The organism is Pseudogemmatithrix spongiicola, from assembly GCF_030623445.1.
Classification (GTDB): Bacteria; Gemmatimonadota; Gemmatimonadetes; order Gemmatimonadales; family Gemmatimonadaceae; genus Pseudogemmatithrix; species Pseudogemmatithrix spongiicola.
In genome coordinates this window covers 1,067,273-1,081,778 of sequence record NZ_CP130613.1, presented here as the reverse complement: position 1 = coordinate 1,081,778, position 14,506 = coordinate 1,067,273, and the positions used below count along the sequence as shown (strand labels likewise).

The 14,506-nt window shown below is 70.2% G+C and carries 14 protein-coding genes; 1 reads left to right on the top strand and 13 read right to left on the bottom strand.

What is annotated here, in order from left to right; all coding sequences use genetic code 11:
* Nucleotides 1-4 precede the first annotated feature (4 nt).
* The 7 genes from Strain318_RS04830 to Strain318_RS04800 form a co-directional block, all read right to left on the bottom strand.
* Nucleotides 5-1,105, bottom strand: coding sequence for a SpoIID/LytB domain-containing protein (locus tag Strain318_RS04830; RefSeq protein ID WP_367887399.1), 1,101 nt, complete (start codon nt 1,103-1,105; stop codon nt 5-7).
* Nucleotides 1,102-2,496 carry a 30S ribosomal protein S12 methylthiotransferase RimO gene (gene rimO, locus Strain318_RS04825; RefSeq protein ID WP_367887398.1) on the bottom strand — a complete coding sequence of 465 codons (1,395 nt, stop codon included), beginning with the start codon at nt 2,494-2,496 and terminating at the stop codon, nt 1,102-1,104. Before rimO ends, Strain318_RS04830 begins: the two co-directional genes overlap by 4 nt.
* Nucleotides 2,493-2,996 carry a YajQ family cyclic di-GMP-binding protein gene (locus Strain318_RS04820; protein ID WP_367887397.1) on the bottom strand — a complete coding sequence of 168 codons (504 nt, stop codon included), beginning with the start codon at nt 2,994-2,996 and terminating at the stop codon, nt 2,493-2,495. The genes rimO and Strain318_RS04820 overlap by 4 nt, the downstream gene beginning before the upstream one ends.
* Before the next feature lie 159 nt (nt 2,997-3,155).
* A complete protein-coding gene (locus Strain318_RS04815; protein WP_367887396.1) occupies nt 3,156-4,016 on the bottom strand; it encodes a sigma-70 family RNA polymerase sigma factor in 861 nt (286 codons plus the stop codon).
* Nucleotides 4,017-4,097: 81 nt separating this feature from the next.
* Nucleotides 4,098-4,898, bottom strand: coding sequence for a signal peptidase I (gene lepB, locus Strain318_RS04810; RefSeq protein ID WP_367887395.1), 801 nt, complete (start codon nt 4,896-4,898; stop codon nt 4,098-4,100).
* Nucleotides 4,899-4,989: 91 nt separating this feature from the next.
* A complete protein-coding gene (locus Strain318_RS04805) occupies nt 4,990-5,937 on the bottom strand; it encodes an IS110 family RNA-guided transposase (protein ID WP_367887880.1) in 948 nt (315 codons plus the stop codon).
* A 326-nt stretch (nt 5,938-6,263) separates the two neighbouring features.
* Complete coding sequence (locus Strain318_RS04800) at nt 6,264-7,745, bottom strand: aldehyde dehydrogenase family protein (RefSeq protein ID WP_367887394.1); 1,482 nt, start codon at nt 7,743-7,745, stop codon at nt 6,264-6,266.
* 20 nt (nt 7,746-7,765) lie between these two features.
* On the opposite strand from Strain318_RS04800, the gene Strain318_RS04795 reads away from it, so the two are divergent.
* Entirely contained in the window at nt 7,766-8,263 is a 498-nt protein-coding gene (locus tag Strain318_RS04795) for a GNAT family N-acetyltransferase (RefSeq protein WP_367887393.1), read from the top strand.
* Nucleotide 8,264: 1 nt separating this feature from the next.
* Here Strain318_RS04795 and Strain318_RS04790 read toward each other — a convergent pair whose 3' ends face one another.
* The 6 genes from Strain318_RS04790 to Strain318_RS04765 are packed head-to-tail and all read right to left on the bottom strand — an operon-like array spanning nt 8,265 to nt 14,456.
* Nucleotides 8,265-8,753: a hypothetical protein gene (locus tag Strain318_RS04790; protein WP_367887392.1), complete on the bottom strand. Its 489-nt coding sequence runs from the start codon at nt 8,751-8,753 to the stop codon at nt 8,265-8,267.
* Nucleotides 8,750-10,126: a sigma-54-dependent transcriptional regulator gene (locus Strain318_RS04785; RefSeq protein ID WP_367887391.1), complete on the bottom strand. Its 1,377-nt coding sequence runs from the start codon at nt 10,124-10,126 to the stop codon at nt 8,750-8,752. The genes Strain318_RS04790 and Strain318_RS04785 overlap by 4 nt, the downstream gene beginning before the upstream one ends.
* The gene (locus Strain318_RS04780; protein ID WP_367887390.1) at nt 10,123-10,260 is read right to left on the bottom strand and encodes a hypothetical protein; all 138 of its coding nucleotides are present in this window, start codon (nt 10,258-10,260) and stop codon (nt 10,123-10,125) included. Before Strain318_RS04780 ends, Strain318_RS04785 begins: the two co-directional genes overlap by 4 nt.
* Complete coding sequence (gene larE, locus Strain318_RS04775; protein WP_367887389.1) at nt 10,261-11,124, bottom strand: ATP-dependent sacrificial sulfur transferase LarE; 864 nt, start codon at nt 11,122-11,124, stop codon at nt 10,261-10,263.
* Nucleotides 11,125-11,134: 10 nt separating this feature from the next.
* Entirely contained in the window at nt 11,135-12,892 is a 1,758-nt protein-coding gene (locus Strain318_RS04770) for an N-acyl-D-amino-acid deacylase family protein (protein ID WP_367887388.1), read from the bottom strand.
* Between the two features lie 31 nt (nt 12,893-12,923).
* Nucleotides 12,924-14,456, bottom strand: a complete 1,533-nt coding sequence (locus Strain318_RS04765; RefSeq protein WP_367887387.1) for a YifB family Mg chelatase-like AAA ATPase — start codon at nt 14,454-14,456, stop codon at nt 12,924-12,926.
* Nucleotides 14,457-14,506: the final 50 nt, after the last annotated feature.

Sequence of the window (14,506 nt, the reverse complement as noted above, 5' to 3'; positions counted from 1 at the left end):
GGAGCTACGAGGAAGGTAGCGGTCCGACGGAAGTGCCAGGGAAGTAAGTGCGGAGGATCTGCCGGGCGCTCTGCCCAGCCCGGGCCCGACCGATGGCGCCCCACTGGCAGAGCCCGACGCCGTGGCCGTAGCCGTTGCCGCGCAGGATGACGCGGGCGATGCCCGCGTCGCCGCCCTCGGTGGACACCGAAAAATAGGAGCTGGGCAACGGCTCGCCACTGGGCGTGCGGAGGATCGCGCGGGCATCGTTGCCGCCGACGTCGAACGTCCCCCGCGCCGTGCGCAGCTCCAGCACTTTCACCCGTCCACCCCGGAAACGCTCGGCCACCCGCAGGCCGCGGACCTCCCCCGGGCCCTGCGGCGGCACGTCGGTGATCGTGCGGAGGTAGCGGCCCACGGCCGCGTCCAGCTCGCCGCCCGCGATGGTCCGCTCCCAGTAGAAACGCGGCGCGATGTCGCAGTAGTAGCGCTCCGAGCGCCCGATGCGGTCGCTCACGCGACGCAGGTACGCCACCGGCTGGCCGTTCCAGGCCTCCTCGGCCGCCGCCGTTTCGCCGCCGCAGGCGCTCGAATACGGCGCGGTGATCACGCGCCCGCCGTACAGCAGCACCTGCCCGCGCGTGGCGTCCACCGCCGCGCTGGCGTTCGGCCGCTCGGCATCCACGCCGCCGTAGACTTGGTCGGCGGTGGACGGCACCAGATCGAAGTGCTCGCTGCGCCCCCGGCCGCCACGCGCCGCCGCGAGCCGCGACACCGTGTACGAGCGCGCGGCGATGGCCTGCGCCTCGAGTGCCGCGCGCTCGGCCGCCGGCCGTTCGCCGAGCTCGAGCGGCACCACGCCCTTGAGATAGTCTTCGAGTGGCAGGACGTTCACCACGAGCATGCCGCTGTCGGTCGAGACGGTGCGCAGCAGGCCGCGGTAGCGCTTGCCCTTGAAGCGGACGGGGTCGCTGCCGCGCGGGGCGAGCTGCGCGGGCACCTCGTCGCCGCGGGCCACGCCGAGGGCGACACGCACGGCGGGATTGCGTGTGCTCCCTCCGCGCGGACCGCGCGGCGCGCACGACACCAACAGCAGCGCCGCGAGTAGCAGCGCTGCGCGACTCAACGCCCGAAGCTCCCGATCGACGCGAGCATCGGCAGCGCCCGCCCGCGCGTCGCGGTGGCCGCATCCGGGCTCGGCGCCGCGAGCAGTGTTCGCCGGTAGGTCGCCGTGAAGTCGTAGTCGTCGACGACTTCGTCGACCTCGACTTCCACGATGCTGCCCGCCGCCGCGTCGGTGTCGATCCACGTCACGCCGTCGATGTCATCCGCCTGCCAGGGCAGCCGCGCGCGCGCCGGACTGTCCGGTGTCGCCGCGGCCTCAATCAAGGCCGGCGCCACCGTGCCGACGCGGGACTCGTAGCGCTCCGCCGTGATGTGCCGCTGCAGCTCCTGCACGATCTCCAGACGGCGGAGCTTCTCGCCCTCAGGCACGTCGTCGTCCAGCAGCGCTCCGCGGGTGCCTTCCTGCGGCGAGTACGTGAACACACCCACGCGCTCGAACTGGATCTCCCGCAGGAAGTCCACAAGCTGCTGGAAATCGTCCTCGGTCTCGCCGGAGAAGCCGACGATGCAGGTCGTGCGGATGGCCACGCCCGGCACGGCCTCGCGGAAGCGCGCGACCTTCTCGCGGATGGTCTTCTTCCGCTCGGGCCGGCGCATGCGCTCGAGCACGGCATCGCTGGCGTGCTGGATCGGCATGTCGAGATATGGCACGATGCGCGGATTGCTCGCGATGACCTCCAGCAGCCGCGGCGAGATGCCGGAGGAGTAGAGGTACATGTTGCGGATCCACGGGATCGACGTCTCGCGGACCAGTGCTTCGAGCAGCTCCGGCAGCCGCACGGACTGGTCGCGCAGGTCGCGGCCGTAGTGCGCGAGGTCCTGCGCCACGAGGTTCACCTCGCGCGCGCCCTGGAGCTCCAGCAGCTGCGCTTCCTTCACCACGTCGTCGGGCAGGAAGCTGCGGTGCTTGCCGCGCATGAGCGGGATCGCGCAGAACGCGCAGCCGTGGTCGCAGCCCTCGCTGACCTTCAGATAGCGCACGAACGGCGTGTCGCCGGCGTGCACGCGCACGCCAGGATGCTGCACGACCGGATCGCCGATCAAGCCGCGCTCGCGCAGCTTCGGGAGCAGCTGTTCCGTCTCCGACGCCCCGAGGAAGAAGTCCACTTCCGGCAGCGCCTCGACGAGCTCGTCCTTGTGCCGCTCCACCATGCAGCCCACCGCGACCACCGCCTGCGCCGCGCCGCTCCCCTTCAAGCGCCCGGCCGCGACGATGGCATCGATGCTCTCGGCCTTCGCCGCATCGATGAAGCCACAGGTGTTGACGATGATCAGCTCCGCCGACTCCGCGTCCTCCACCGGCTCGGCCCCGTGGTCGAGCAGCTGCGCGAGGTAGCGTTCGGAGTCGACAGTGTTCTTGTCGCAGCCGAGGGTGACGAGTTTGACTCTCACCGGTAGTTGCCGAACGAAAGCGCCACGCCGAAGTCCTCGCCGCGGCAGAAGGCGATCACCGCCTGCAGCTCATCGCGATCAGGCGCCGAGACGCGCACGGTGTCGCCTTGGATCGACGCCTGCACCTTCTTGAACTTCTGCGCCTTGATCGCCGCGACGACCTTCTTGCAGGTCTCGCCGTCCAGGGCCTGCTTCAACTTGATGTCGCGGTGCCAGGTATCACCGCCGCCCGGCGTGGGCTCGCCGGCGTCGAGGTTCTGCACCGGCACGCCACGCTTGATGAGCTTCGACTGCAGGATGTCCCACATCGCGCGCAACCGCATGTCGGTGTCGCTCGAGAGCTTCACGAGGCCCTCGGTGCGCTTGAACTCCACGGTCGCCAGCTTGGCGTCCTTGAAGTCGTAGCGCTGCGCGATCTCCTTGGACGCCTGGTTGACGGCGTTGTCGACTTCCTGGAGGTCGACGGAGGTGGTGATGTCGAAGCTTGCGTCTTTGGCCATGGCTCGGGGGCTGAACTGCAGATGTAAGATGTAAGATATGAGATGTAAGGGGGAAACGCTCGCGGGTTCGGTGCAGGGCGCCCAGTTCCGCCCCCACACCAAACCCGTAGTTGCCCCAGTCTCACATCTTACATCTTACATCTCACATCTGCAGTTGCGTTACTCCCCGAGATACGACTCGAGTGCGCGGGCCCTAGACACGTGACGAAGACGTGAGAGCGCCTTCTCCTTGATCTGCCTCACCCTCTCCCTCGTGATATTCAGCACCGCCCCGATCTGCTCCAGCGTCATCGGCTCGCTGCCGTCCAACCCGAAGTAGAGCCGCAGGATCTTCGCCTCGCGCTCCTTGAGCCCCGCCAACGCCTCCTGCACCGAATCCGTGAGGGCCTTGTCGAAGGTCTCGTCGTCGGGCGACGCGCTCTCGGTGTCCGGGATGTAATCCATCAACCGGTTGTCCTCGCCCGGCGCCATCGGGGCGTCGAGCGAGATGTGCGTCTGCGAGATCGCCATCGTCTTGGCGACCTCCTCCTCCGTGATCTCCATCCCCTCGGCGATCTCGGCGTGCGTGGCCTCGCGACCGAGCTCCTGCAGCAGCGCCGTGGCGCGCTTGCCGATCTTGTGTAGCGTGCCCGCACGGTTCAGCGGCACGCGCACGATGCGGCTCTGCTCGGCCAGCGCCTGCAGGATCGCCTGGCGGATCCACCACACGGCGTACGAGATGAACTTGATGCCCTTCGTCTCGTCAAACTTGTGGGCGGCGCGGATCAAGCCGAGGTTGCCCTCGTTGATCAGGTCCGAGAGGTTGACGCCCTGGTTCTGATACTTCTTGGCCACGGAGACGACGAAGCGGAGGTTCGACCGCACCAGCGTGTCGAGGGCCTCCTGGTCGTTCTGGCGGATGCGCTGCGCGAGGCGGACCTCCTCCTCGCGCGAGATCAGCGGATAGATGCTGATGTCCCGCAGGTACTGGTCGAGCGAACCTTCGTCAAAGCGCTGCTTGCGTGGCGGACCGCCAGCCATCCGTCTCTCCGGGGGAATCCGTGGTGCTGACGTGAATGTGCAGGCCGGACGCGTCGGGCGGTAGCTCCCCTCCCGCCGCCGTCAGTGGATCAGGTCACCGAGTCGCTTCCACCGCACCCGCGTGAGCCAGTCGAACGTCCGGCCGCTATCGGGCGAGTAGCTGTAGTACACGAAGATCGGCGAGCCCCGCATCAACGAGTCCGGCACGAAGCCCCAGTAGCGGCTGTCGAGGGAGTTGTCGCGGTTGTCGCCGAGGACGAAGTAGTGCGCGGGCGGCACGACGAGCGGTCCCCAATCGTTGCGCGTGGGATGGAATCCCCGCCCGCCGGGGCCGTCGGTGAGGTAATCGCGCTGCCAGCGGAACTCGTCGCCGCCCGGCTCGCGCAGGGCGACGCTGCGCTGCACGTAGGGCTCGTCCTGCGCTGCGCCATTGCGCACGAGGAGGCCCGCCCGCATCTCGAGCGTGTCGCCCGGCAGTCCGACCAGGCGCTTCACGAAGTGCTTCTCGGTGTCCTCGGGCCACTGGAAGACGACCACGTCGCCCAGCGCGGGCTCGCGCACGGCCGGCAGCCGCTTCTCGAGAAGCGGGACCTCTGCGCCGTACACGAGCTTGTTCACCAGGAGAAAATCCCCGACGAGCAGCGTGCCTTCCATGGACCCGCTGGGGATCTTGAACGCCTCCACGAGGAAGGCGCGCACCAGCAGGAAGAGCAGGATGGCCACTTGGACCGACTTGGCCCACTCCCAGAGCCCGCGCACCACGCGGAACCTCGGCGGCCGCGGCGGCGGAGCGGCGGCGGGAGCGCCGAGCGCGGGGTCAGACGCAGCGCCGTCGCTGACGTCCGGTCCCTCTGAGGCCGCTGGGCGCTCCTGCTCGCTCATACTTGGGAGATACACCGGAGCGGCGCGTTCGGGCAAGGCCGGGGAGACATCGGCAGTCACCACGAAGCAACCGTGTCTCGAAGGTGAGGAGTTATGCCGTGGCGGGCCTCGGGGCCTGCCACGGCTGCTTCGTTTTGAGGATCGTGTTGCAGACGACGATGAGCTTGCGGCTGCAGGCGGTGAGCGCCTGCTTCGCCGTCTTGCCGCGCGCGCGCAGCCGCGCGTAGAAGGCCTTGAGCGCGGGATTGTGGTGCGCCGCCGTGAGCGCGGCCATGTAGAGCACGCGGCGGACGTCGGCGCGACCGCCGCGGATGTGCCGCCGGCCGTGCCAGGCGCCACTGTCCTGCGCGAGCGGCGCGACGCCGACCAGGGCGGCGATCTCGCGGCGCGAGAGCGTCCCGAGCTCGGGCAGGAACGCGAGCAGCGTCGCGACCGTCACGGGGCCGATCCCGGGGACGCTGCGCAGCAGCGCGGCCGTCTCGCGCCACTGCGGGTGCGCGGCGATGTGGGCCTGGAGCTGCCGGTCGAGGTCGCGCCCCTTCGCCTCGAGGAACGCGATCGTCTCCTCGATGTCGGCGACGACGGGCGAGTCGGGGAAGAGCCGCTGCTGGTCGAGGCGCAGCCGCTCGGCGACGAGCATCTCGTCGAGCTGGCGCCGGCGGGCGACGAGCTGCATCAGGGTGCGGTGCGCGGCGTCGGGGAGCGTGACGGCCTGCACGGGCCGCTCGGCCGCGAAGCGCGCGAGCATCCGCGCGTCGAGCACGTCGGTCTTCGCGAACTGCCCGTGCGAGCGCGCGTACTCGCGCACGCGCGCCGGCGCGACGAGGCTCACCGGCAGGGCCTGCGCGCCGAGGGCCATCAGCACGGGGAGCTCGTAGCCGCCGGTGGGCTCGAGCACGACGTGCGCAGGCCGCAGCGCCGCGAGGCGCCGCGCGAGCGCGCGCAACTCCTTGGCGCTCGTGCCCGTCGTCCACGTCTCGCCGCTCGGATGGAGCGCGACCACGACGGTCGCCTTCGCCACATCGATGCCGACAAACATCCGGACCTCCGCGTGGGGATCGCCGCCGGCACCGGCCTTCCGCATGCGGGCTCCACGTCGGGCGTGGGCACCACCCAACCGTCCGGGCTCTCGGCAATCGTGATGGGTGGGCGCGGCCCCTGCTCCGTGGCGGTCTTCACGAACCGAGGCACGACCGGGCTCGCCCCGCACCCTTGTCCCACGAACATACCGTCGAATCGACATAGAAGGCACGAAGGGCTCCCTGCAGACTTTCGGGCCCGCGACCCCAAGAAGCATCGCTTCATTGGCGTCGCGGGCCCTACCGATTGCTGCGGCTCCCTTCGTGCCTTCGTGGTGAACCGCGGTCAGTAGTTGTCGATCTGCGCCCGCTGCAGCGACCCGGAGTAATCGACGTACCCGACCTTCGTCTCCGAGTAGAACTCGTACACTTCCCAGCCACCCTCGCGATGGCCGTTGCCCGTGGCCTTCACCCCACCGAACGGCAGGTGCGCCTCGGCGCCGATCGTCGGCGCGTTGATGTACGTGATGCCGTTGTCGAGTTCGTTGATGGCGCGGAACGCGAGGTTCACGTCCTGCGTGTACAGCGAGCTCGAGAGGCCGTACTTCACGCCGTTGTTGATGCGGAAGGCCTCGTCGGCGTCCTTCACGCGGATCACGCTGAGCACGGGCCCGAAGATCTCTTCCTGCTCCAGGCGCGATCCCGACCTCACCGCCGCGAAAATGGTCGGCTCGAAGAAGAACCCCTTGTCCAGCCCCGCGCCCGTGGCGCGTCGGCCGCCGAGCACCAGCTCGGCCTTCTCCTCGAGGCCGATCTCCACGTAGCGCTCGATCTTGCTGATGGACTCCGCGTGGATCACCGGCCCCACATCCGTGCCCGCCTTGCGGCCGTCGCCGAGCTTGAGCTTCTTGGCGCGGTCCACGAGCATGGCGAGGAACTTGTCGTGGATGCCGTCCTGCAGGATGAGGCGGCTCGTGGCCGTGCAGCGCTGGCCCGTCGTGCCGAAGGCGCCCCAGAGCACGCCGTCGAGCGCGAGGTCGAGCTTCGCGTCGTCGAGGACGATCTGCGCGTTCTTGCCGCCCATCTCCAGCGACAGCCGCTTGTGCAGGCGGCCGCAGGTCTCGCCCACCTTGCTGCCCGTCTCCGTGCTGCCGGTGAAGCTCACCAGCGCGACGCCCGGATGCTCGACGATGGCCTTCCCCACCTCGCCGTCGCCGTGGACGAGCTGGATCACCTCGGGCGGCAGGCCGGCCTCGAGGAGGATCTCGACGAACACATGCCCCGTGTGCGGCACGTCCTCGGCGGGCTTGAACACGACCGCGTTGCCGCAGACCAGCGCCGGGAAGATCTTCCAGGTCGGGATGGCCAGCGGGAAGTTGAACGGCGTGATGATGCCGGCCACGCCGATCGGGCGGCGCATCGACATCGCCCACTTGTTGCGCAGCTCGCTGGGGACCGTGTGGCCGAACAGCCGGCGGCCCTCCGTGGCGGCGTAGAAGGCCGTGTCGATGCCCTCCTGCACGTCGCCGCGGGTCTCGGCCAGCGGCTTGCCCATCTCGCGGGTCATGAGGTCCGCGAGCTCCTCCTTGCGGGCGATCATGATCTCGCCGACGCGGCGCAGGACGTCGCCGCGAGCCGGAGCCGGCGTGCGCTTCCAGAGCTCGAAGCCGCGCGCGGCCGACTCCACGGCGCGCTGCACGTCCGCCGCGCCCGAGAGGGGGAACTTGCCGATGTGGTCCGTGGTATCGGCAGGGTTCACATTGTCTTGGTACTTGCCCGTGGACGGCTCGACCCACGCCCCGGCGATGTAGTTGTGGAAGGTCTTCATCCTGTGCAATCTAGCCGCCTATGGTCACGCTCCGCCCCGCCACCCCGGCCGACCAGCCCTTGCTCGAGCGTTGGGACGAGGATCCCGACGTCGTCGACTCAGATCCGAACGACGACTGGCACTGGGCCGAGGAGCTCGCCAAGACGCCGCCCTGGCGCGAACAGCTGATCATCGAGGCCGACGGCGAACCGGTGGGCTTCGTGCAGATCATCGACCCGCAGCTCGAGGACAGCCATTACTGGGGCGACTGCGGCCCCGGCCTGCGCGCGATCGACATCTGGATCGGTGAGGCACGGCATCGCGGCCGCGGCGTCGGGGGCGCGGCGATGCGGGAGGCGATCCGTCGCTGCTTCGCGCCGCCGGCGGTCACGGCAATCCTCATCGACCCGCTCGCGTCGAACACCGACGCGATTCGCTTCTACGAGCGGCTGGGATTTCGCTTCGTCGAGCGCCGCATGTTCGGCGCGGACGATTGCCATGTCATGCGGCTGGATCGCGCGGAGTGGGTGGCGCGATGACTCACTCGCAGGCCCAAGCCGCCGGGTGCTCGACCGTCGGCTTCGCATAGCCGATCCGCGGCAGGACGTCGAGCGACGCAAGGATCAGGCCCCACAGCACCAGCAGCAGCGACAGCACATGCGCGCGCCCCGCGCGGTGCCGGAACGTCCACACGGCGCTCCACGCGCCGCTCACCACCACCGCCGACACGGCGCCCAGATAGCCCGCGAGACCCAGTCCGCAGCGGTTGGCGTAGGGCCAGAAGATGATTCCCACGCCGATCGCGACCGCGAGCGTAAGCCGGGCGTACACACCGAAGCTCGAGGTGGCCGGGGCCGCAGGGGCGCCGAAGCCGGGCATTCCACCGGCCACACCAGCGCTTGCCCCACCCCCACTCGGCGCGCTCGGAGCGGCCGGTGCGCGCGACGGCGCGGGCGCCGGCCGACTCGCCTGCTTCGCCATCTCCGCGTCGATCTTCTTCAGCTCGGCGTCCCAATCGCGATCGGTCATCCCTGCTCCCGCGCCAATCCGTGGCGCTCCAGCTTCTTGTAGAGATTGCTGCGCGGCATGTCGATCGCCCGCGCCGTCTCGGCCACGTTCCAGTCGTGCGCCTTGAGCTTGGCCTCGAGGAACGCGCGCTCCGCCGCGAGCTTGAACTCCTCGTACGTGGCGAAATGCTCGAAGGTGCCAAGCCCCGTCTCGGACGACGCATCGCCCGCCCGCGCCCCGACCAAACGGTCCACGTCGCTGCGCTGGATGCGCGGGCCGGCCGCGAGGATCAACAGCCGCTCGACGGTGTTGCGCAGTTCGCGCACGTTGCCCGGCCAGTCCAGCGCCGAAAGCCGGTCCATGGCCGCATCGTCCACCTGACGCGGCGGGAGGCCGGACTCCTGCGCGAGGCGCTGCAGGAAGTGCTCGACCAGCATCGGAATGTCCTCGCGACGCTCCCGCAGCGGCGGCACGACCATGGGCACCACGTTGAGGCGGTAATAGAGGTCCTCGCGGAAGCGCCCGGCGGCGATCTCGCCCTCCAGCCGCTTGTTCGTCGCGGCCAGCACGCGCACATCCACCTTGCGCACCTTGTTGCCGCCGATGCGCGTGACCTCACCCTCCTGCAGCACGCGCAGCACCTTGGCCTGCGCCGACGGCGACATGTCGCCGATCTCGTCGAGGAACAGCGTGCCGCCATCGGCCTGCTCGAACTTGCCCGCGCGGTCCTGCACGGCGCCGGTGAACGAGCCCTTCATGTGGCCGAAGAGCTCGCTCTCGATCAGCTCGGAGGGAATCGCCGCGCAGTTCACCTCGACGAACGGCTGCTTGGCCCGCGGCGACTGCCGATGCAGCGCGCGCGCCACGAGTTCCTTGCCGGTGCCGTTCTCACCGGTGATCAACACCCGCGCCGGCGTCGGCGCCACCCGCGCGATCTGTTCCACCAGCGCGCGGATGCCCGCGCTCGCCCCGACGATCTCGCCGTGTCGCTCGACGCGCTGCCGCAACCGCGCGTTCTCCTCGCGCAGGTCGAGGTGGCCGATCGCGTTGCGCAGCGTGACGAGGATGCGGTCCGTGTCGAGCGGCTTCTCGAGGATGTCGTAGGCGCCGAGCTGCGTGGCGGCGACGGCATCCTTCACCGTGGCGTGGCCCGAGATCATCACCACCACCGCTGCCGGATCGAGGCTGCGCAGCCGCTTGAGCGTCTCGAGCCCGTCAATGCCTTCCATCTTCACGTCGAGGAAGGTCAGCTGCGGTCGCCACGCCTCGTACGTCGCGAGTCCTTCGTGCCCGCTCGCCACCGCCTTCACGTCGTAGCCTTCGAACTCCAGCAGCTGCGCCAACGCGGCGCGGATGCCGGGTTCGTCGTCGACGATCAGGACCCGACGGCTCACAGCCACTCCTGGATGATCGGCGGGAGGTGCGGCTTCACCTTCGGGATCCAGAGGTCCTTCGTGGCGAAGCCCACCGCACCCGCCACGAGCAAGATGATCGCGCATCCGATGCGCCCGATGAGCCCGAAGAACATTCAGTCCCCTCCCGTGACGCCGGCCAGCACATTGAGGGCTCCCGAGCGGAACCCGCGCGGATCGATCTCCACCGTCGTGAAGCCCGCCTCGCGCACGGCGCGCTCCACGGCCTCGCGCCGCGGCGACACCGACCACTCGGCCAGCACCTCGCGCGCGAGCTCCACACGCGCCGTCTCGCCGAAGTAGCGCACGCGCAGGTCACCCGTGACGCCGAGGGCGCGCAGCCCCGCTTCCGCCAGCTCCACCATGCGCAAACGCTCGGGCGTCACCGCCGTCCCGTACGGCAACCGCGAGGACAGGCACGGCGACGACGGCTGCGCCCAGGTGGGAATGCCGCGGGCGCGGCTGAGGGCACGGATGTCCGCCTTGGTGAAGCCCAGCTCCGCGAGGGGCGACCGCACCCCGCGCTCCGCCGCGGCCTGCTTGCCCGGCCGATAGTCACCCAAGTCATCGGCGTTGGTGCCGTCGACCACCACCGCCAGGCCGCGCGCTTCGGCGATCGGCTGCAGGCGGCTCCACAACTCGCTCTTGCAGAAGTAGCAGCGGTTGGTGGGGTTCGCCGCGTACCGCGGATCGTTCATCTCGTCCGTGTCCACCTCGAGCACGGACACGCCGAAGCCCGCCGCCACGCGCCGCGCCGTTTCCCACTGCACGGCCGGGTACGACGCGCTGCGGCCGATCACCGCCAGCGCACGGGCGGGACCCAAGGCCTCATGCGCGACGATGGCGAGATACGCGGAGTCCACGCCGCCCGAGAACCCGACCAACGCCGAGCCCTGCGCCGCGAACCACGTCAGCAGCGCGGATTCCTTCGCGCGCTGCGCGTCGGTGACGTCGGAGGAATCGGAGTCATGCGCAATCATGCAGCGAAACCTAGCGCCCGACGCTCTGCCCCGGCGTGACGTTGCCCACGCCGGCTGCCGCGCCGAGCGCCGTGGACGCGCCCGGCGCGTACGCCGGACCACGCACCGCGCGACCGGGCTTCGCGCCGGTGTGCTGGCCATTCTGCCAGACCAGCGTCCCGTTCACGTACGTGCGGAGCACGCCGACCGACACCTGATGCGGCCGCTCGAACGTCGCGCGATCGCCAACGGTCGCAGGATCGAACACCACCACGTCGGCGAAGAAGCCCGGCGCGAGCAGCCCGCGCTCCTGGATGCCCAAGCGCCGCGCATTCGCCCACGTCATCTTCCGCACGGCATCCTCGAGTGGAATCACCTGCTGCTCGCGCACGTACGGCCCGAGCACGCGGGTGAACGTGCCGTAGGACCGCGGATGCACCAGCCCAGACGCGGCGCGGGGGTTGGGCCCGCCGGCATCAGAGCCGAACTTCATCCACGGGCGCCGCATGTTCTCGACCACGTTCGACTCGTCCATCAGGAAGTAGATCGTCTCGACGCGGTTGCGCTCGGTGCGGATGAGCCGGAACGCCGCCTCGATCCAATCCACGCCCATGTCGTCGGCGATCTGCGAGAGTCGCTGACCCGAGTACTTCCGCAGCGCCGGCGTGGACAGCCGCGAGATCAGCACGTTCTCCGGCGTCGCGAGTGCGCAGAGATTCTCCCAAAAGCCCGTCGGCCGTTCGATCTCGCGACGGATCACGCGACGCTGCGCCGAGTCGGCGAGGCGCGTGTACAACTGCGCCCCCTGCGCGCTCGGCGGCAGGCAGGACGTCAGGCCCGTCGCCGCGGCGACGTACGGATACATGTTGGCCTCGATGTCGAGCCCCGTCGCGCGCGCATCCTCGATCCGCGCCAGCGACTCCGCGCCCTTGTTCCAGTTGAGGCGCCCTGCCGCCTTGAGATGCCAGATCTCCACGCGGACGCCCGCTTCGCGCCCGATCCGGATGGCCTCGTCCAGCCCGTCGAGCAGGCCGTCGCCCTCGGAGCGGAGGTGCGTGGCGTAGATGCCGTCGAGCTCGGCCATCGCCTTCGACACCTCGATCAGTTCATCCGGGCCGGCGAAGGTCCCCGGTGCGTAGATCAGCGCCGTGCCGATCCCAAACGCGCCATCGCGCATCGCGCGCACCAGCGCGCCCTGCATTTCGCGCACGGCCTCCGGGGTCGCCGGCCCCGTGCGGGTATTCATGCCGTACTGCCGCAGCGTATGCCCGCCGACGAACGCCCCGACGTTCACCGAGCTGCCGCGCTTCTCCATCGCCTCAAGGAACTGGCCGAAGCCGTCGGACCGCGCGAACCGCCGTGCCAGCGAATCGGGCCGCGCGCCGATGAACCGCGGGTTCCGCGGCGCGTACGTCGTGCCCTCGCCGATGATCTCGGTGGTCACACCCTGCGAGACCTTGGCGATCAACCGCGTGTCGCCATAGAGGAAGTACCAGCCGCTCTGGCCGAGGATGTCGATGAAGCCCGGCGCAACCACGAGGCCCGTGGCGTCCACCGTGTCCTTCGCTTCGCGCCCGACGAGAAAGCCAGACGGGCCGACGATCGCGATGCGGTCGCCGCGGATCGCCAAGTCGCCGTAGAACGAGGGGCCGCCGCTGCCGTCCACGATGCGCCCGTTCAGGATGAGCACGTCGTACGGCGCGGCCGCCTCTTGGGCACGCGCGCCGCCCGCGACGCAGGTGACGAGGGCGAGCAGCAGCGAGAGGCGTTGGCGGCCGAAACAGGACACGTGGCAGGTCGGGGAAAGGAAAGCCTGAAAGCTATCCGCCTCCCCCGGGCGGCTGGGAGTCTCCTGCACGAAAGACCAGCGCCTCGGCGATCGCGCCCGTCCCCACGCGCTCGTCGCCGTCGAGGTCCGCCACGGTGCGCGCCACGCGCAGCGCGCGGTGGTACGCGCGTGCCGAGAGTCGCAGCCGGTCGGCGGCCTCGCCGAGCAGCGACCTCGCTTCGCTCGTCAGCAGACCGTGCTGCTGCAACCAGCGGCCCGGCGCCTCGGCGTTCAGCCGCACGCCGGGCAGCACGCGGTAGCGCGCCGTCTGCCGCGCGCGTGCAGCTACGACCCGCGCCGCCACAGCGCTGCTCGGTTCGTCCGTCGCCAGTTCGCCCAAGGTCGCCAGCTTCACGGCGCCGATGCGCACGTGGAGGTCGATGCGGTCGGCCAACGGACCACTGAGCCGCGCGCGGTACCGCTGGATCTCCGCCGCCGAGCAGCGACAGCGCTGCGAGGGCTCCCCGTCCTGCCCGCAGGGGCAGGGATTCGCCGCACCGACCAAGAGGAAGCGCGCTGGGAACGCGACGGCCTGCGCGGCACGCACGATCGTCACACGCGCGTCTTCCATCGGCTGCCGCATCGCATCGAGCACGTAGCGCGGCAACTCGAGCAACTCGTCGAGGAACAGCACGCCACGGTGCGCCAGCGAGACCTCACCGGGACGCGGGCCCGGGCCGCCGCCAATCAACCCGGGGAGCGAAATCGTGTGATGCGGGGCGCGGAACGGCGGTGTGCGCGTCGGGGCGCGGTCCGTCGGGAGGATCCCGCCCACGCTGTGCACCGCGACGACCTCCAGCAGCGCCTCGTCGTCGAGCGCCGGCAGGATACTCGGCAACCGACGCGCCAACATGGTCTTGCCGGCGCCCGGTGGCCCAACGAGCAACAGGTTGTGCCCGCCGGCTGCGGCGATCTCGAGGGCGCGCTTCGCGACCGGTTGCCCCACCACATCGCTCAGGCAGGCCGCATCGACGCGCTCGGCGCTCACGGTCGGCTCCGGCGCGGGCGGCAGCGTCCCCGCGCGCAGATGCGCCATCAGTTCCGGCAACGAGGCGCAGGGCGCCAGCCGCACGTCGCGCAGCAGGGCGGCCTCGGCGGCATTCGCGGCCGGCAGCACGAGGGCGCGAGCACCGCTCGCGCGTGCGGCGCGGGCGAGCGGCAGTGCTCCGCGCACCGGGCGAATCGACCCGTCGAGTCCGAGCTCGCCCACGCAGAGCAGCCCCTCGACCGCTGCGGCCGCGAGCTGACCGCTCGCGACGAGCGCGGCGAGGGCGATCGGCAGATCGAAGGCCGTCCCGTCCTTGCGCACGTCGGCGGGCGAGAGATTCACGGTCCACCGACGCGGGGGCAGTTGCAGCCCCGCGTTGGCCAGCGCCGCGCCGACCCGCTCGCGGGCCTCCTTCACGCTGCCACTGGGCAGACCCACCATGGTCCACCCTGGGAGTCCCGGGGCGGCGTCGACTTCCACGGTCACCGTGAAGGCATCGATGCCGAGCACGGCGGCGGATTGGAGGGCGGCGAGCATGCGCCGAACCTGCGAGCGCCCCGCGCCGCCGCGGCATCGTAGGATTGCGA